Here is an 18,338-nt window from a genome sequence, read left to right as displayed (position 1 = left end):
CCCACTTACATCGAGCTGTATTTATCACGCAACTGCTGACGCACAAACTCAGCAATTGTGTTGAAAATAAAGGTGAATATGAACAATACAAAAGCGGCTAAGAATAAGATCCGATAGTGTGAACTTCCCACTTCCGATTCTGGCATTTCTACTGCAATATTCGCGGCCAAAGTACGCATACCTTGGAAAATACTCCAATCCATTATTGGCGTATTACCCGTTGCCATTAGTACAATCATCGTTTCACCTACGGCGCGGCCTAAGCCCATCATGACCGCAGAGAAAATACCAGGGCTGGCGGTTAATAACACCACACTAACCAAGGTTTGCCATTGTGTTGCGCCTAGCGCCAATGAACCGTTTGATAAATGCTTAGGCACACTAAATACAGCATCTTCTGCGATAGAGAAAATAGTCGGAATAACCGCAAAACCCATCGCAATACCGACTACCAGTGAATTACGTTGATCGAAAGTCAGACCCAATTCGTTAGTCAAATACTGGCGAACATTACCGTCAAACATCCACAACTCAACCACCCCGCTCATCGCAAAGGCTAACCAACCAATCAGTAACAATACTGGTATTAGTAAGATTGAGTGAGCCCCTTCAGGAACACGGTGACGAAAGCTTTCTGGTAATTTAGTCCACGCAAATGCGGTCGCTAAAATCCCCAGCGGCAGCATAAATAACAGACCAACAATCGCAGGTAAATGCTCTTCTATCAACGGCGCAAGCCATAAGCCTGCTAAAAAACCTAAAATTACGGTTGGTAATGCTTCCATTATTTCAACCGTTGGTTTGACTACTTTACGCAATGGACCTGACATAAAATAAGCGGTATAAATTGCTGCCGAGAGCGCAATCGGCACTGCGAATAGCATCGCATATAAAGCAGCTTTTATAGTACCAAATGAAATTGGCACTAAAGAAAACTTAGCTTCAAAGTCATCACCGGCAGACGTTGATTGCCAAATATAACCCGGCTCTGGATAACCCTCATACCACACTTCTTGCCACAAGGCTGACCAAGTCACCTCAGGGTGTTCATTGTGAATTTCAACCACGGTTAATTTGTCATCAGCTAGAATAAGTGCCGCATTTGAGCGTGGTGCAATAGCAAAGTTTTCAATCGGACCTTCACTGATTTTACCTTGCCATAGTTTTGCTTCGCTGGTGGTGTAATACACGCCTAACTCACCATTAGAACTGGTGGTAAAGAACGTACGGCGATAAAACTCAGTGAATATATCTAGCTTAGGCTGCTTTGAGGTTTCAAACGCGCGTATTTTTTGATATTCACGGCCATCGTCAGTATTAATTTCAAACCACTGCGAAACTTCACCATTGTCATTCGCTAGCATCAGCGAGTTAGCTCCGGCTAATAATTGCGCCGAAACCAAGTTGGCATTTTCTTCATTCGCCGCAAGCATTTGGATCAGCTCAACCTCGCTTGGATTGCGAGTATCGTAAACATAAATTTGATTTGCTGAGCGAACAAAAGTACGGGTGGTATCTGGCGACATTAGGAGTTGGTCTACGCGCCCTTCAACATCAAGTTCAGTGCGTTCTACAACCCATTCAACTTCACCGCTGAACATGTTTTCTTCAGCAACAAAGCTGCTAAAAATCACACGTTTGTCAGCCGTTTGTGCCACAACAGCGGTTTTATCTTCATAATGACTAAATGCAAATTGTTTAATGGCAGCACCATTGTCGTCAACCTGCAATGTTTTTTCACCAAGTGGATAACCCAAACGTGGGGTTAATTTACGTTCGTTATTAGGAAAGGTAACTAAGAATTTAGGTGACACTATCATCACCGAACCATTTTCTAGTCCGTATGCGTAATGCCCTTGAAATGGCGCGCTGGTTGCAAAACTACTCACTTCGCTGTCAAGTGGCACAACTAAGCTAGCAAGCTTTTTACCAAAGCCCTTTTTCTCAACACTGTAATAATCAACCTTACCTTGTTTGCTCAGTAAAAAAGCAATTTCTGTTTGCTCTTCAACACCTAAGCCAACAATTTGTTCAGCATCGCTAAGCGCAAAACTATCGCGCGTTTCTACCTTCGCTGATTCAAAAATAGGTTGCACAACATACAATAAATAGAAGAATATCAATAGCAAAGCTATTAATACCATAATACCGCCAGCGGTAATGCTAAATTTGGCAAACCGATCTTTAAATAGACGGCTTCTATCCGTATTAAAAGACGGTTTATTCGGATTGGAAGTCATCAAAACACCTATAAATCTTAACGTTGGATAGATTATATTTCACCAAGATGACAGTATTGTTACAAACGTCATAATTGCTAAGACTTTGTTGTGGTATTCATCATAAAACAACAAACAATGTTTATATTCAATAACTTGAAAAACTTTCAACTTAGTGCTTTATTATTGATAAACAAAAGTTTAGATAATTCAGACTGTAAACTCACACTATTTTACTGTTTTTAAATTGAACTATTGGCAAAAAAATTGGACAAATTTGGGGACTGAGTCAATACTCAATCCGGTTCTTTTTAATATAACAATAATTTCATGCCTGGGCATTTATTATTTAATTACGGCACTCTTTAGGAATTATCTATATGAAGCAATTGGTTATAACTATTTTGGGACAAGATCGTCCGGGACTTGTAGAAGACATCTCATCTGCAATTTTAAATCATAATGGTAACTGGTTAACCAGTAACTTAAGCCATTTAGCCGGTCACTTTGCTGGCATCATTGAAGTAGCTGTGCCAGCAGAGCATCTGCAAGAATTACAAGACGCATTGCATGGCTTACCACAATTAGAAGTACGGATTGAAACAGGCGCGCATGAACTACCAGACACACCTGCTGAACAGCTTAATTTTGTGATAACTGGTAATGACCGACCAGGTATTATTCAAGAACTTGCAGGAGTATTGCGTCACAAAGGGGCTAATATCACTCACTTAAACTCTAAGCAGCAAAGCGCACCAAACTGGGGACTACCAATTTTCAGCGCCGTAGCAACTGTTGCCTTGCCTTCAGGCATGAATAAAGACGAAGTTGTTGCTGCACTCGAAGCAATTACATCCGACTTAATTGTTGATATTGAAGACGCTTAAGCCACAGCTAAAATTCATCTCTTATAGCTAGATAAACATGTCATAAAAGTGACATGTTTGTCATTTTTATGTCATCTAATTACTTTATATTTTGTTCAGTTGCTATCCAAGGAATAGAATATGAACGCCTGCGCTGATGCGTCTCAAACGATTAATTATTTTGCCCCAGAGTTAAGTTGGCTGTCATTTAACGATCGCGTTTTACAAGAAGCTAAAGATAAAAATAACCCAATTATTGAACGTATTCGTTTTTTGGGGATCTTCTCAAACAATTTAGATGAATTTTTCAGAGTCCGTGTTGCCGATGTAAAACGACGTATTCTATTAAATAAACTACCAGATACTAATTTTGATGAAGATGAAATTTTACTGACCCAAATTCAGCAAAAGGTTTTGCAGCTTGGTAAAAAATTTAACGTTATTCATCAGCAAATTCTCGATGATTTAAATACCCACAACATTCATGTTGACCGTCCCGAGCAGCTTAGTGAATTTCATATTAACTGGCTAAAAATATTTTTTCATGACAATGTATTACAGCATATATCGCCTATAATGCTAGATGAAAATAAAGACTTCTCAGATCATATTAACGATACAATGACGTACTTGTTTGTCGAAATGTTTAACGACAAAAGTCATTATGCAATGTTAGAAGTCCCTACCGATCGCGTACCACGCTTTGTAATTTTACCACCCGAAAAAACCCGTCGTCATAAAACTATTGTGATGTTAGATGACATTATTTTGTTTTTTTTAAGTGACGTATTTAGCAGTTTTTTTAGTTTTACTGAGATCCAAGGCTACGCAATCAAGCTGACCCGTGATGCAGAATACAACCTAGATGACGAACTAGAAGAAGGTATTTTAGATAAGATGTCTAAGGGCCTAAAACAGCGTATTTATGCCGAGCCGGTGCGCTTAGTATACGACCAAGCGATGCCTGAGCCAATGCTCAAAGTAATGAAAAAACGCTTAGGTGTTACTCATCACGATGCGTTGATCCCCGGTGGTCGCTATCGTAACTTTAGAGACTTTATTGGTTTTCCCAATGTTGGTCGGCAATATTTAGAAAACAAATCATTACCGGCTTTGCAAAGCACAGCATTTAATAATCATGCCAGTGTGTTTGCTGCAATTAGTCAGCAAGATATTCTACTTTATTATCCATATCATACATTTAATCATCTACTGGAATATGTTCGCCAAGCAGCATTTGACCCTCGAGTAACACAAATTAAAGTAAACATTTATCGTGTTGCGAGTAAATCTCGATTAATTTCATCACTGATCAACGCGGCAAAAAATGGCAAAAAAGTCACCGTTATGGTGGAGCTAAAAGCACGCTTTGATGAACAAAATAATATTGAGTGGGCAAAAGTACTCAGTGGCGCAGGTATTAAAGTTATTTTTGGTATACCAGCTCTCAAAGTACACAGTAAGTTATGTATTATTCATCGTCGTGAAAAAGGTCAAATAGTAAAGTACGCGCACATTGGCACTGGTAATTTTCACGAAAAAACCGCCAAAATTTATACAGACTTTAGTTTATTTACTAAACATCAAGGTATTTGTGACGAAAGTGATAGCGTATTTAAGTTTATTGAAAGCAGTTATAAACCGTTTATGTTCGAACATTTGATGATTTCGCCAGTGAACGCTCGACAGCTGTTGCTTGGTTTAATTCACCAAGAAATAACCCATGTTGAAAATGGCCACACCGGTAAAATAACATTAAAAATAAATAACTTAGTAGATAAAGAACTGGTTGATTGTTTGTACTTGGCCGCTCGTAGCGGTGTTAAAATTCGCATTATTGTCCGTGGTATGTGTTCCTTAGTGCCAGGACTCAATAATTTTAGCGACAACATTCGGGTAATTAGTATCGTCGATCGCTTTTTAGAGCACCCGCGAGTTATGATCTTTGGTAATAATGGGGATGAAAAAGTCTATATTTCATCTGCAGATTGGATGACACGTAATCTTGATCATCGAGTTGAAGTTGGCGTGCCTATTTATGATGAAAAACTAAAACAACTCATTGTTGACGTACTTGAACTGCAATTTAAAGATCGTACCAAAGCGAGAATCATTGATAGCGAACAGAAAAATCATTATGTTAGACGCGGTAATCGTAAAAAAATACGTTCGCAAATAGCTATTTATGATCACTTAAAAAAATGGGAAGGCAATTACAATAATGAATGATTATCCCTCAATAGCTGCGGTTGACTTAGGCTCAAACAGCTTTCATTTAGTGGTCGCAAGAGAAGTGGATGGCTCTTTGCAAATTCTCCACAAAGAAAAACAACGCGTTTACTTAGCCGATGGCTTAGATGAAAAAAATCAATTAAGTCAAACTGCCATAGATAGAGCATTAACGATATTAAAGCAGTTTGCTACTACGCTACAAGACTTCCCTGCGAGCAATGTAAAAATTGCTGCAACTTATACATTACGACGAGCTAAAAATATTAATTCATTTTTAACTCAGGCAAATAGAGTTTTTCCTTATCATATTGATGTGATCTCAGGTCAAGAAGAAGCCCGCTTAATCTATCAAGGTGTTGCTCATTATGTTCATCACGATGAAAACCGTTTAGTTATTGATATTGGCGGCGGTAGCACCGAGCTAATTATTGGCAAGCATTTTAAACATAAGCTGCTCTCTAGCCGTAATATGGGCTGCGTAAGCTATACCAAGCAATTTTTTGCCGATGGTATTATTAATGATAAACGCTTTAGCAAAGCACAAATAAAAGCAGAGCAAGAACTTGAAGTCATTTTTGCCAATTACGTCAGTGCAGGCTGGCAATCGGTAGTGGGGACGTCAGGCACCATCAAATCAATATTAGCCATGATCAACGCTAATGACCCTGAACAAAAAAATATCACACAGGAGCGATTGATCGAACTTAAAACTCAGTTTATAGCCGCTAAAACTATCGATAACTTACTTATTGAAGGTTTAAGCCCGGAGCGTCAAGTAAGTATTTGCTGTGGCTTAGCTATTTTACTCGCGATTTTTCAGCTGTTTAATATTACCGAAATGGATTACAGCGACTTTTCACTACGCGAAGGTTTACTGCATGAAATGCAGCAAAAGTTAGCGCTTAAAGATATACGCACCAATACCATAGCTAATTTAAGCGAAAGAAACACAATAGATAAAGTACATGCCCAGCGTGTTGCAAATACTGCCGATTGGTTATTCCTACAAGTACAAAAAGAATGGCAGCTCGACTCATTAGATAATCATCAATTATTAGTGTGGGCAGCGCAATTACACGAAGTGGGTTTAGGTATTAACTCATCAGGCTTACACAAACATAGTGCTTATGTTGTTGAAAATAGTCAGCTGCCAGGATTTACTCAACAACAGCAAACATTATTAAGCTGTATGATACGGTTTTACCGTAAAAAAATTCGTTTAGAAGAATTTCCAACTTTACTCTCGGTGCCGCACTTTCAAATATTACAATTAATTGTCTTACTCAGACTAGCTATATTATTAAATCAAAAACGCCTTAACGATCAACATCAAGAGTTAGCAGTGTCAGTAAAAGGCAATAGTATGCTATTGCAGTTCCCAGCTGATTGGCTCAATGAACAAACCTTGCTTCATGCTGATTTACAACAAGAGCAAAAATATTTGAAGAAAGTAGGCTTTTTAATCGACTTTGTGTGATTTACAGATATGGCTGAATTTGGATAGCATGCGCTATCCAAATTAGATCTTCTATTACATATCCATATGGCGATTAGCACTTTGCATCATTTGCTTTAATCCTTGATGTTCAAGCTCCAGCAATTGAGATAGTTTCTCTTTACCTGTTGGCGTTTCTGCACGACTAAGTAAGTATTGATAAAGATTGATCACCTTTTGATGCTGATCTGATATATAACCTTGCATGGCTTGCTCATCAACACGCGTATCACGGTTTAAATCTGTAAAATTAATCAGTTCAGAGTTTTCAGCAAAGTACTCGTAACAATAAGTATCTAAGGTATTGATCTCCGTGATGGCTTTAAAACCAACTAAATCCTCAGCCAACTTTTTTTCGTACTTAACAAAATAGTCTGCCAGCATTTGGTTATGCTCTGCTAAATCGTCTCTGAGACTAAAAAAATTTGCCGCCATTTGGGTATGAAATAGTACAGTCCAGTCGTACACTTCTTGTATTGTTTTAACTTGCATGTGCGTTCCTTAATTAACCCTAGTAACCATACTCCTGCGTAAAACGTGCCAATAAAAAGTTAAATTAAAACAGAGAGATATTAAAAAACCATCACCCAAACTCGTATAAGTTACAAGTCATAGGGTAATTTTTATAGGGTGGCGGTAAAAAGCGGTGGCTCCTATTTTATTTAAACTATGGCTAAGTGAAATACCGAGTCAATAACAGGCATTATTCAGATAAATCAATATATGTTCATTACAGCCTTTTCATATCCTAGCCGTAGATAAAATACGCGCTGCTAAATATGAAAAGGCAATAACAAAGAGCTGAGCTATTCTTGCTATTTATACTGATGTTGAAGTGAGGCTGGTTTACCCCTCTTCAAACTCTTTATAAATAAGCCACTTTGGAAGGTAGGGGGTGTCGGGTACCTGCCAGCCATGCTTATCATAGGCAAGGCTTGCCACCGCGCTTATCAGCAAGGCTACATCACCTTTCCACGTGACCGCCCCCTCCGGTGGGTCGTTATAGAATGTGTAATGTAATTCAATAGCTTTATGGATTGCCCGTTGGTAATGAGCGGCATCGTTTGATAACAGCGCTACCCACACATCCAAATAAGGTAAGAATAGCTGGTTCACGTAAGGCGCTCTAAATTCATCAACATGCTCAGGGCCTGACTTTTCCATTACCTCCCGTAATAACACTGTTTGGTCTGCGTCTTGTACAAATATATTTCGCACAAACTTGAGGAGTGCGAAGTCAAAGGCATCAGGGTACTCAAGCCAATCTTCTTCGCACCGGCAGATTAGCTCAACCGCATCAGCCTCTCTTAAGCAAAGCGCTAAACTCAATTGCAATAACCAATTATCAACCATGACTTCGCGATGTTCAGAATGACCCTCTAAGCGAAACACGTGCTCTTTTAAGGTAAAAATATGGCGCAGCCCTGGGTTCGACACTAAATTATAGTGCGCATGTAATAAATCTAGGCCAAAGCGCATAATAGGCACGCCATCAAGCCCTTTTTCTGCATTTTGTGCATGAAAGCTTAGACTTATACAATCCATTGCGTCAGAGTTTAACCGTGCCTGCGGCTCCTCATAAATCGCGGGCTCTAGCTCGAGATAACGCTGCCACCTATTGTTATAAGTATCTAAATGAATTTGATAGGCATTTTGCAAATTCACTAATTTATAGTGGTCATTGTGGTACTTTAAATGGCTCATAACTTGATACTTCCAATAGTGTAATTTGTCACGTCAAACGTTGGCTTTAAGCTACTGCCGGTTTGAAAACCCTGCTGCACTTTACGAAATTCAATCTTACCAGAGTAATTCTTAAATGCTTCTAAGGTATTACCTAGCGCTATTGTTGCCCGCACCAATCGCCTTATTGTACTCGCGCTGCATGTTTTCAACTACTGACTGTACATAAGAGGTACTACCTTGCTCAACGCGTTTACCTTTATCTTGCAATGCTGCTCGCAGCGACTTTGCATCAGGCAGTTTGTTACCATACAAAAGCGCAATGGCCAGGTCTTTCTTTTTGCCACTATCTTACTTATTCGAGAAAAAATAAAGGGACAGGCATAATAAAACAAAAGTCAAAGGACAGGCCCATATTTAACCAGAAAATTTCGCACTTATGCCATCGATATCTCTTTTATTGCCCACTGTAAATAGCAGCACTTAGAAGAATAAAAGGGACAGGGTTTTAGAAGAATCAGCTAAGTTAGGTATAGCTAGGTACTTTACTTTAGATTCTGTACTTCAATAACTTAATAAAGATGCAACGGTTCAGCCCGTACCTTTATACCATTTGACATCATTGCCAGCGGTAGGGTGGCCATTATTATGGCTACTTCTACAAAGCTTCTAAAGTTGAGGTACAACAGCACGATAATAATCGCTAAGGTCAGAGGTAATACATAAGCGAGCTTATCTTTAGCACGCTCCATGTATTCATATTGCCCAGCCCAGGTATTGAGTAACCTGCTGGTAGTACTAGTTTTTCGTCAAGCACTTTGCGTGCATTGTCTACATAACTGCTGATATCAATGCCATCGCTGCCAAGAACTGGACAGACATTGGCACTAAACGATGACTGAGGCGAAAGCCAAGGGCCTTAATTAATCATCAATGATGCTTAATTAAACTGCCTAAATTCATATGGCGTTCTTTATTCAAGCCACAGTGCATATTCACACCAATCGACGTCATTATTAGATGTGTAGTCATATCTAAAGTGAGTTAAAAAAATAACAACACTTGGTTTTTTGAATAAAAAGAACAAGAAAACACAGCTGCCTGCTTGACCGGAACTTTCTAATGGGTGCCCTACTCTTTTTATTCTTTTCTGACCCTATTCTTTTCTTCCTCGGTGAATAGCCCTAAGTGTAGGCAAATCATTAAAGATGGGTGGTTTCTTAAACTGGTCTTAAATCAACCCAGCTTTAGTGTATTATACTTTGATGAGATACTTCAAATTATACTAATTTATAAGTCACATGGAAGAGCAACAACATTTCGATGAACTGCTATTTATTGCGAAACAAGAAAAATTAGCTAAATCTGTAAAAATACATAACGAATTTAATGATATAAATACAATTGCTGGTGTCGATGTTGCCTATAACGAACAATCATCTGAAGTTGTTGGCGCAATTACGGTACTGAATGCTGATACATTAGAAGTACTTGAAGTACAAACCAGTATTGAGCCTATCAGCTTTCCTTATATCCCTGGGCTGTTTTCATTTCGTGAGGTCCCCCCTCTTTTAAATGCATTTAATAAACTGACCATAGTACCTGATTTAATTGTTTGCGATGGGCATGGCATTGCACATCCAAGACGCTTTGGCCTTGCTTGCCACTTGGGTGTCACCTTAGATATCCCAACCATAGGCTGCGGAAAAACCAAGTTGTTAGGCGAGTTTAAAGAACTTGCAAAACACCGCGGCGCAACATCAAATTTAATGGATAGAGCTGAAATTATCGGCAAAGTTTTACGTACACAAGATAATATCAAACCCGTTTATGTATCCATTGGCCATAAAGTATCTTTAGATACTGCAGTTGAGTGGGTGTTAAAACTAGCGTCTAAATATCGACTCCCAGAAACCACTCGTCAAGCAGACCAATTGGTAAATAAAACTTTAAAAAAACATAGAGAAAAGACTTATGAAAAAACATAAATCTTAACTCATTAATAAAGCTTACGTTTGTATAATATTTTTACCTCCTTAAAATTATCATTTCGAAAAGAAATGACTTCATCTAACGTTAAATTAACTAAATGGTGAAAGCTTAGTTCTTCTAGCTCCAGCCAAGCATGTTTGTTAAGCTCACATAAAACACCCCTGCTAACATTCGAAACAAAAAGCGTATTAACTGGGAATTCTAACAATGGTGGCAGTAATTCTGTAAACTTTATATCCGTTACGTCTTGTAGACTAAGCTCTATAACATTACCAGTAGGCAATTTTTTTATATCGCTAAAGCTAGTGATTTTTAGCGGTGAATTATCAACTGCAGCATTCAAACAAAAAATATCGTCAATACTTTTATAGATATATATACCACGAAGCCTGTTTTCTTTACTAAAAGCTAACTTTAAACTTCTTTTATCCTCTGCTTGAAATCTAGCTTCATAATAAGATAACACTGAAGGCTCATTCCATTCATATTCATACTGAATAGGACCAACGCCATAAAATAATTCAGAGTAGCAATCATGTTTTTGAAAGTGTTGTGCTATTGCATCAGCAATCCATCCATTAACGATACAACGTACATCACACACCCAACCGTAAGCAGTCTCATATACAACACCATTGAAAGGTTTGCCTTCGTGAATAAGCTGAAAATTTCCATCCCATTCTTGATCAATGGCCGCATCTAAAAGCTCAAGCCCTTTAATGTCTATAAAAGGTAAATCGTAATCACCCAATATTTGACCATTAAAAAATTGCTTTTTGCTAACAACAATCCCCCTTTCAGCTAAAATAGCAACGCCCGTAAAGGGCACTCCTTTAAAAAAGTAGGTATTATCTTGATTCACTAGCGCATCAAACACAACAAGCGGTGGAGCTTCACATTTCATTAATCAACTCTTCCTGTGAGAATTTCAAACTTTTGTAATATACCAGCAAATAATAGGGGTCAGATAGCAAATAATAGGGGTCAGATCACTTGCTTCATAATACTCTGTCATGGTTGTTCAGGTACTGGCATATGAGCAGTGTTGTGAAGCAACGAACCTGACCCCTGTGTACATAAAAATAATAAATTAAAGTATTAGAATAAAGGAGTCAGGTAGTTAGCCCACTCCTTTTTATTATCTGCTTTACAGACCCCGCTTTCGCCATAACAAATACACTGCGGGTAATACGAGCAAGGTTAATACAATCGCACTAAACATACCGCCGACCATCGGCGCGGCGATGCGGCTCATTACTTCACTGCCGGTGCCTGTGCCGTAAAGTACGGGGAGCAAACCGATTATAATAGTGGCGACTGTCATCATCACTGGGCGTACTCGCAGGCCTGCGCCTTCGACTATGGCTTGTTTAAGCTCCGCAAAACTAAGCGTTGTACCTGCTAGCTTGGCTTGAGCACACTTTTCTTGGTAGGCTTGATTTAAGTACACCAGCATAATCACGCCAATTTCCACCGCGACCCCAGCAAGGGCAATAAAGCCCACCCCCACGGCGACTGAGAAGTTAAAGCCCTCTAAGTACATTAACCAGATGCCTCCGATCATCGCCAGCGGTAAGGTTGCTATTATAATTGCCACTTCTACAAAGCTTCTAAAGTTGAGGTACAACAACACAATTATAATCGCTAAGGTCAGTGGTAATACATAGGCGAGCTTTTCTTTCGCACGTTCCATGTATTCATATTGCCCTGCCCAGGTTATTGAATAACCTGCTGGTAGCACTAGCTTTTCGTCAAGCACTTTGCGCGCATTGTCGACATAACTACCAATATCAATGCCATCAATATCAATAAAGCTCCAGCCGTTTAAGCGGGCATTTTCGCTTTTTATGCCCGGCGGACCATCTTCAATAAATACGTCAGCCACATCGGCAAGAGCAATGCGTTGCCCTGCAGGGGTGACTATTGGCAATAGCATCAGTTCTTCGGGCGAATCCCGGTAGTCTTGCGGATAACGTAAGTTTACCGGGTAACGCTCTTGCCCTTCGACCGTTTCGGTTACATTCATGCCGCCAATTGCGGTGGCAACCACTTGCTGCACATCGGCAATATTTAAGCTGTAACGGGCGGCTTTTTCACGGTTGATATCGACCTTTATATAACGCCCACCCGCTACTCGCTCAGAGTAAACGGAAGCCGTGCCGGGTACATCTTTAAGTAACACTTCAATCTGCTGGCCAATTTTTTGAATCTCGCTCAAATTTGGTCCCGCAACTTTAATGCCCACAGGGGTTTTAATCCCAGTTGCCAGCATATCAATACGAGTTTTGATCGGCATCACCCATGCATTAGTCAGACCTGGAAACTTCACTAAGCCGTCGAGTTCTTTTTTCAACTTGTCTAAGGTCATGCCTTCGCGCCACTGATCTTTTGGCTTGAGCTGAATAAAGGTTTCAATCATGGTCAGTGGCGCAGGATCGGTTGCTGTTTCTGCCCGGCCGACTTTACCAAACACGGTTAACACCTCTGGCACTGTGGCGATGAGCTTATCGGTTTGTTGTAAAATCTCGCGCGCTTTCCCAATCGATAAACCAGGATAAGTCGTCGGCATATACATTAAATCGCCTTCATCCAGCGGCGGAATAAACTCACTGCCAATTTTATTGACCGGATAAAAGCCAATAACAGCGACCACCACAGCCAGTACTAAAGTCATTTTAGGGAACCGCAAGACCGTGTTCAGCAGTGGCTTGTAAGCATTCACTAGCAAGCGGTTTACAGGGTTGTTGTGCTCTGAAATAACTTTGCCGCGTATAAAGTAACCCATTAATACCGGTACTAAAGTGATAGCTAATCCTGCAGATGCGGCCATGGCATAGGTTTTAGTGTACGCTAACGGAGCAAACATCCGGCCTTCTTGGGCTTCTAAAATAAACACTGGCATAAAGCTCACGGTAATAATCATTAAGCTAAAAAACAGCGCTGGACCGACTTCACTGGCAGCATCGGTGACAACTTGCCAGCGGTTTTCATCGGTTAGTGGCGTTTTTTCCATGTGTTTATGCATGTTTTCGATCATTACAATCGCGCCGTCGGTCATCGCGCCAATGGCGATAGCAATACCACCCAGCGACATTATATTGGCGTTTATGCCTTGCCAATACATGATGATAAATGCCGTTAATATTCCCAGCGGTAAAGTGATAATTGCCACCAAGGACGAGCGTACATGGAACAAAAATACGATGCAGATAAGCGCCACTACCACTAGCTCTTCAAATAGTTTGCTGGTGAGGTTATCCACTGCATTTTTGATCAGATTAGAGCGGTCATACACAGGCACAATTTCTACCCCATCGGGTAAGCCTTTCTTGAGTGATTCAAGTTTTGCTTTCACCAGCTCTATGGTTTTTTGTGCGTTTTCGCCATAGCGCATCACCACTACGCCACCAGCTACTTCGCCCTCGCCGTTTAGCTCAGCAATGCCACGGCGCATTTGTGGCCCAAGGCGAATATCGGCTACATCGCGTAATTGCAGCGGTGTCCCGTTGGCATTCACCCCAAGTGGAATTGCCTCTAAATCAGCCACGCTTTTTATATAACCGGTGCTGGTTACCATGTATTCGGCTTCGGCCATTTCCACCACCGAAGCGCCCATTTCTTGGTTACCTTGCTTAATTGCGGTTTGAATTAAACTCAGTGGTAGACCATAAGCACGCAGTTTATCTGGCTCTACATTGACTTGATATTGCTTCACCATACCGCCCACTGAGGCCACTTCTGACACCCCTGGTACGGTTTGCAATTCAAACTTTAAAAACCAATCTTGCAAGCTGCGTAACTGGCTAATGTCGTGCTGATTGGTTTTATCCACCAGCGCGTATAAATAAATCCAACCTACACCGGTGGCATCTGGGCCCAGCTCTGCAGTTGCGCTGTCGGGCAAGCGGCTTGCTACTTGACTTAAATACTCTTGCACTCGACTTCTAGCCCAGTAAAGATCGGTGTTTTCATCAAAGATGACATATACGTAGGAATCACCAAAAAATGAAAAACCACGTACTGTTTGCGCCCCGGGTACTGAGAGCATCGCGGTGGTAAGTGGGAAAGTAACCTGATCTTGCACCACCTGTGGCGCTTGCCCTGGGTATGAGGTTTTTACAATCACCTGCACATCGGATAAATCAGGTAAGGCATCAACTGGGGTATTTTTTACCGCAAATAAACCGCTGCCAATGAGTATTGCTGTTAGCAATAATACAAAAAAGCGATTGGTAACGGACCAACGAATAACTGCTGCTATCATAAAGCCTCCTAATGTCCGTTATGCGATGACATGGCGCTATTGTCACTAGTTCGCATGCTTGATTCAGTATCGATACGCTGGATCACGAACTCACCATCTTGCACACTAAAAGTAAATGTCAGCTGTTGCTTCGGCTCAAGGCTACTTAAATCAATATGTTCAGCAAACATAAAGTCCATAGTGGCCGGATCTCGGTGCCATTTCTCAATTGCACCACGGCTAATATTGGCAGTGCGCTGGGCTTTATTAATGCTGTTGATAGTACCGGTTACGGTCGCCATATTTTGCGCTTCGCTCATCATATGGGTGGAATCCATAATATGAATGCCGCTAATCATATAACTGCTATCGGCTTTTTTAGTCAACTCAAAATGCAGTGTTTGCCCAGCTTGCAGCGCTTGAAAATCAACGCTATCGGCAACCTTAAAGTCCATTTTCATACTAGGCCAATCGAGCTCTTCAATAGGGTCATGGCTGATATTCACCATACGGTGACCTGCCATTACACTATTAACGACTCCTTTGCCCCACACGCTAGTGGTAGCTTCTGGTGTTTGCATGCGCTTAAAATCAGAGCTTTTGCTGGATTCTGAATCTAACAAGAATTGCGCTGACGTCACCACTTCATCATCGGCTTTAACGCCCGCTAAAATAACGGCGTTATGGCTATCACTGCGGCCCAGTTCGACTGCCACCGATTTAAAGCGTCCTTCGCCTAAAGCGATAACAACACGGTCTTGGGAACCGGTGCGGATCACCGCTTCTTTAGGTACTATAAGTTGTTGCTCAGCAGCTTTAGCATGGATGCTTACTTGCGCAAACATATTCGGTTTTAGTTGGTGATCTTGATTATTAAAGCGTAAACGCACCCGCAAAGTACGGTTTTTGGCATCCAATGTTGGGTAAATATAATCGACCTTACCGCGCCAGCTTTGTCCGGCAATATAATCTAGAGTCATAGTCACCGGTAAACCGACTTCAATAAGCTGCGCTTGCCGCTCGAATACTTCGGCTTCTACCCAAACTTCATCAAGTTGAGCAATACTCATCATTGAGGTGCCTGGCTTGACATAAAAACCTTCGCGCACATTAAGTTCATCAACCACACCACTTTGGCGAGCATAGAAGGTAATATTTTGCATCACCTTTTTATTAACTTGTAGGCGCTCGACAAAACCATCCGACACATTCAATGCTTTTAAGCGCGCTTTGGCTGCACGAATAAGCACGGTGTTATTACGATCAACAGCCAGTACAAATTCTTCTTGAGCATTTACCAGTTGCGGAGAGTATAAGGTATACAGCGGTTCCCCTTGTTTTACCTGATCGCCAGCGGCTTTAACGTACAGCGTTTCTATCCAGCCTTCTACACGCGGGTGAATATGCACTAACTGATCTTGATTGTATTGTACGTAGCCCACCGTTTTTACTTCACTTTGCAGTGCCTTGAGCTGTACTTTAGCCGTTCTAACCCCTAAATTATTAACAACAGCAGGGGAAATTGTCACTGCACCGGGACCATCTTGATTGTTGTCAGCTACTTCACTATACACAGGTACTAAGTCCATCCCCATTGGTGAAAGCCCTGGTGCATCACGGCGATAATTACTATCCATAGGCGCAACCCAATATAATGGTTTTTTCTCTGCGCTGATCACCTCGGGTTCTGTACTACTACCAAAAAAATACAAGCCACTAGCAGATATTCCTGCACCTATAAGTACTGCGATAAGCAATTTTAAATTAGTGTTCACGGTGCTCTCCTGCTAATTGCTCAACCATCACAGCAGCATCTTTGCTACTAGCGTAATAATTCAGGCGAGCAATAATAATTTGTTGATCAATCTCTATGTTTAACGCATCAATTTTGGCATTCAGTTCACTGATACGGGCGCGCATTACTTCTGAAAAGTCACCATCATCACGGGTATAAGCATTTAATGTAGCTTGTGCTTGCTCTGCCATTTGTGGCAATAATTTAGTTTGATAAAGTGCATCACGCTTTGCTAATTGGGGCAACTGACTAAACTCTTTAAAATACATCCCTTTTAGCTTTTGTAATGCAATTAGTTTTTGAGTTTTCACCGCCTCTGCCATAGCAATCGCCGCATTAACTTGTTGGTCTTGGCGGTTATCAGTAAATAGTGGTAAATCAACACTCACACCAACTGAAAACAGATCCGCTCGGGAATCCCCCATTGGCGTATCATCACGATAACCATAGCCCATATTTACCCCAAACTGCGGTTTATAGCCTTGTTTTGCCACCTCAACTTCTGTTTGTTTAGCCGCTACTGTTTTATCAAGCGCGATAATCGCTGGATGCGCCATTAATAATGGCATCAACTGTGCAAATTCAAGCTGCGCAAAATCAACTAAAGGCGCTATATCATGACGTTTTGCGCTGACAGGCTGAGTTAACATGTTGATTGGTAACCATTGCGATAAACGCTTTTTCGCGCTTTCGAACTGCTGCTCTAACATCACTAATTTATCTTCAAGGCGGGTTAACTCTAGCTGCGCTCGAATAATATCTTGTTGGCGGGTGTTACCTACTGAGCTGGCATAACTCGATTCAGTAATATCAATAAGTTGCGAGAACAATGCTTTATCTTGCTCAATTAACGCAATACTTTGCTGGGCACGATATGCATTGAGCCAAGATTCAATAACAATGGTTTTTACTTGAGCGAGTCTGTCGGCTCGTAGCCAAGGATATTGCTGCGCTGACTGCGCTAACGCATGCTGCTTAAGCGCTAAGCTATCGCCACGGCTAAACATTTGGCTCACGCCAACTTTTAATTGGGTCATGCCTTCTTGGTCAAAAGCAAAACCGTCGGTGGGTAAATTCATTAAGCCCACCGTTAATACTGGATCCGGCAGTGTGCCTGCCGCTAAACTTTGTGCTTTTATAGCAGCTTGTTGATATTTGCTGGCGGTTAGCCATGGCTCATTATCAAGTGCATAGCTGAGCGCTTCATCAAGGCTTAATTCATTACTGTGTGCTGGAATTGCAGTTGTTAGCATAAGCGCTAAAAAACTGACTTTAAATACTGCGAAGTGATTCATCACTTACTCCACTAAAATTAAAAGACAACTAAATTTAGGGGCAGAAAAGGTGATTTAGGTAAATTTTAGACGCACCTATCCTGCAATTAAGCAGGCATAGGAGGGCGATACAGTGAACTGGCTATACGATGTTGATTTTGCGGGATATAAAGTTGTACTTTTTCAGACGTCGTCAGTATAACGGTAACTAACACACTCATGTTTAACATTGAGTGGGTACTGCAGGCGCTCATTGGACAACCACACTCTTGATTAGCGGTTGCGTCATCGTCACAACAATCCATGTTCATCATACCCGCAGACATGTCGTGATGCATATCACTACTATCAGCCATAGTTGCTTGCGGTTGACTCATGTGTGGCATATCACAACTCATAGTTACAGACGCAACCGCTTGACCCACTAAAGTGAGCAATAAAACGACTGTGAATAAACTAATATAAATGCGTTGCAAAAAAGTGCCTTTTATAAATTAGGTTCTAGGTTCTAGGTTCTAGGTGCTAGGTTCTAGGTTCTA

General features: G+C 40.9%; 13 protein-coding genes and 1 pseudogene. 4 read left to right on the top strand and 10 right to left on the bottom strand.

Annotated features, from left to right (window positions below):
- Window positions 1-5: 5 nt before the first annotated feature.
- Complete coding sequence (locus tag H5182_RS15760) at window positions 6-2,240, bottom strand: ABC transporter permease subunit (protein ID WP_145238213.1); 2,235 nt, start codon at window positions 2,238-2,240, stop codon at window positions 6-8.
- Between the two features lie 359 nt (window positions 2,241-2,599).
- On the opposite strand from H5182_RS15760, the gene H5182_RS15755 reads away from it, so the two are divergent.
- The 3 genes from H5182_RS15755 to H5182_RS15745 all read left to right on the top strand — a co-directional run bounded on the left by H5182_RS15755 (window position 2,600) and on the right by H5182_RS15745 (window position 6,794).
- Complete coding sequence (locus H5182_RS15755; RefSeq protein WP_145238210.1) at window positions 2,600-3,106, top strand: glycine cleavage system protein R; 507 nt, start codon at window positions 2,600-2,602, stop codon at window positions 3,104-3,106.
- A gap of 120 nt (window positions 3,107-3,226) precedes the next feature.
- Entirely contained in the window at window positions 3,227-5,314 is a 2,088-nt protein-coding gene (gene ppk1 / locus H5182_RS15750) for a polyphosphate kinase 1 (protein ID WP_145238207.1), read from the top strand.
- The gene (locus tag H5182_RS15745) at window positions 5,307-6,794 is read left to right on the top strand and encodes an exopolyphosphatase (RefSeq protein WP_182760306.1); all 1,488 of its coding nucleotides are present in this window, start codon (window positions 5,307-5,309) and stop codon (window positions 6,792-6,794) included. Before ppk1 ends, H5182_RS15745 begins: the two co-directional genes overlap by 8 nt.
- 54 nt (window positions 6,795-6,848) lie before the next feature.
- On the opposite strand, the gene H5182_RS15740 is transcribed toward H5182_RS15745, so the two are convergent.
- The 4 genes and pseudogenes from H5182_RS15740 to H5182_RS15725 all read right to left on the bottom strand — a co-directional run.
- Window positions 6,849-7,304 carry a hypothetical protein gene (locus H5182_RS15740; RefSeq protein ID WP_145238201.1) on the bottom strand — a complete coding sequence of 152 codons (456 nt, stop codon included), beginning with the start codon at window positions 7,302-7,304 and terminating at the stop codon, window positions 6,849-6,851.
- A 354-nt stretch (window positions 7,305-7,658) separates the two neighbouring features.
- Window positions 7,659-8,516: an immunity 49 family protein gene (locus tag H5182_RS15735; RefSeq protein WP_182760305.1), complete on the bottom strand. Its 858-nt coding sequence runs from the start codon at window positions 8,514-8,516 to the stop codon at window positions 7,659-7,661.
- Window positions 8,513-8,671 (bottom strand): hypothetical protein, encoded by a 159-nt coding sequence (locus tag H5182_RS15730; protein ID WP_182760304.1) that lies wholly within the window; start codon window positions 8,669-8,671, stop codon window positions 8,513-8,515. Before H5182_RS15730 ends, H5182_RS15735 begins: the two co-directional genes overlap by 4 nt.
- Window positions 8,672-9,112: 441 nt before the next feature.
- A pseudogene (locus tag H5182_RS15725) lies at window positions 9,113-9,354 on the bottom strand (efflux RND transporter permease subunit); the annotation flags it as partial.
- A 442-nt stretch (window positions 9,355-9,796) separates the two neighbouring features.
- Between H5182_RS15725 and nfi the strand changes: the two are divergent.
- On the top strand, window positions 9,797-10,483 hold the full coding sequence (gene nfi, locus H5182_RS15720) for a deoxyribonuclease V (RefSeq protein ID WP_182760303.1): 687 nt from the start codon (window positions 9,797-9,799) through the stop codon (window positions 10,481-10,483).
- An 11-nt stretch (window positions 10,484-10,494) separates the two neighbouring features.
- Here the strand turns inward: nfi and H5182_RS15715 are convergent, their stop codons facing one another.
- The 5 genes from H5182_RS15715 to H5182_RS15695 all read right to left on the bottom strand — a co-directional run bounded on the left by H5182_RS15715 (window position 10,495) and on the right by H5182_RS15695 (window position 18,275).
- Window positions 10,495-11,391: a hypothetical protein gene (locus tag H5182_RS15715; protein WP_182760302.1), complete on the bottom strand. Its 897-nt coding sequence runs from the start codon at window positions 11,389-11,391 to the stop codon at window positions 10,495-10,497.
- A 243-nt stretch (window positions 11,392-11,634) separates the two neighbouring features.
- Window positions 11,635-14,751, bottom strand: a complete 3,117-nt coding sequence (locus tag H5182_RS15710) for an efflux RND transporter permease subunit (RefSeq protein ID WP_182760301.1) — start codon at window positions 14,749-14,751, stop codon at window positions 11,635-11,637.
- Window positions 14,752-14,759: 8 nt separating this feature from the next.
- Window positions 14,760-16,505, bottom strand: coding sequence for an efflux RND transporter periplasmic adaptor subunit (locus H5182_RS15705; RefSeq protein WP_182760300.1), 1,746 nt, complete (start codon window positions 16,503-16,505; stop codon window positions 14,760-14,762).
- Window positions 16,495-17,820: a TolC family protein gene (locus H5182_RS15700; RefSeq protein WP_182760299.1), complete on the bottom strand. Its 1,326-nt coding sequence runs from the start codon at window positions 17,818-17,820 to the stop codon at window positions 16,495-16,497. Before H5182_RS15700 ends, H5182_RS15705 begins: the two co-directional genes overlap by 11 nt.
- A gap of 86 nt (window positions 17,821-17,906) precedes the next feature.
- The gene (locus H5182_RS15695; protein ID WP_182719192.1) at window positions 17,907-18,275 is read right to left on the bottom strand and encodes a hypothetical protein; all 369 of its coding nucleotides are present in this window, start codon (window positions 18,273-18,275) and stop codon (window positions 17,907-17,909) included.
- Window positions 18,276-18,338 lie beyond the last annotated feature (63 nt).

This window comes from Pseudoalteromonas sp. SG44-17, from assembly GCF_014164235.1.
Taxonomy (GTDB): Bacteria; Pseudomonadota; Gammaproteobacteria; order Enterobacterales; family Alteromonadaceae; genus Pseudoalteromonas; species Pseudoalteromonas rhizosphaerae.
The sequence above is the reverse complement of the archived record's forward strand: the minus strand, read 5'-3'. Positions and strand labels throughout refer to the sequence as shown.

What these genes read in the sequence shown, in the direction of transcription:
- H5182_RS15760 (WP_145238213.1), bottom strand. Translation starts at nt 2,240, where the DNA reads ATGACTTCCAATCCGAATAAACCGTCTTTTAATACGGATAGAAGCCGT.
- H5182_RS15755 (WP_145238210.1), top strand. Translation starts at nt 2,600, where the DNA reads ATGAAGCAATTGGTTATAACTATTTTGGGACAAGATCGTCCGGGACTT.
- ppk1 (WP_145238207.1), top strand. Translation starts at nt 3,227, where the DNA reads ATGAACGCCTGCGCTGATGCGTCTCAAACGATTAATTATTTTGCCCCA.
- H5182_RS15745 (WP_182760306.1), top strand. Translation starts at nt 5,307, where the DNA reads ATGAATGATTATCCCTCAATAGCTGCGGTTGACTTAGGCTCAAACAGC.
- H5182_RS15740 (WP_145238201.1), bottom strand. Translation starts at nt 7,304, where the DNA reads ATGCAAGTTAAAACAATACAAGAAGTGTACGACTGGACTGTACTATTT.
- H5182_RS15735 (WP_182760305.1), bottom strand. Translation starts at nt 8,516, where the DNA reads ATGAGCCATTTAAAGTACCACAATGACCACTATAAATTAGTGAATTTG.
- nfi (WP_182760303.1), top strand. Translation starts at nt 9,797, where the DNA reads ATGGAAGAGCAACAACATTTCGATGAACTGCTATTTATTGCGAAACAA.
- H5182_RS15715 (WP_182760302.1), bottom strand. Translation starts at nt 11,391, where the DNA reads ATGAAATGTGAAGCTCCACCGCTTGTTGTGTTTGATGCGCTAGTGAAT.
- H5182_RS15710 (WP_182760301.1), bottom strand. Translation starts at nt 14,751, where the DNA reads ATGATAGCAGCAGTTATTCGTTGGTCCGTTACCAATCGCTTTTTTGTA.
- H5182_RS15700 (WP_182760299.1), bottom strand. Translation starts at nt 17,820, where the DNA reads ATGAATCACTTCGCAGTATTTAAAGTCAGTTTTTTAGCGCTTATGCTA.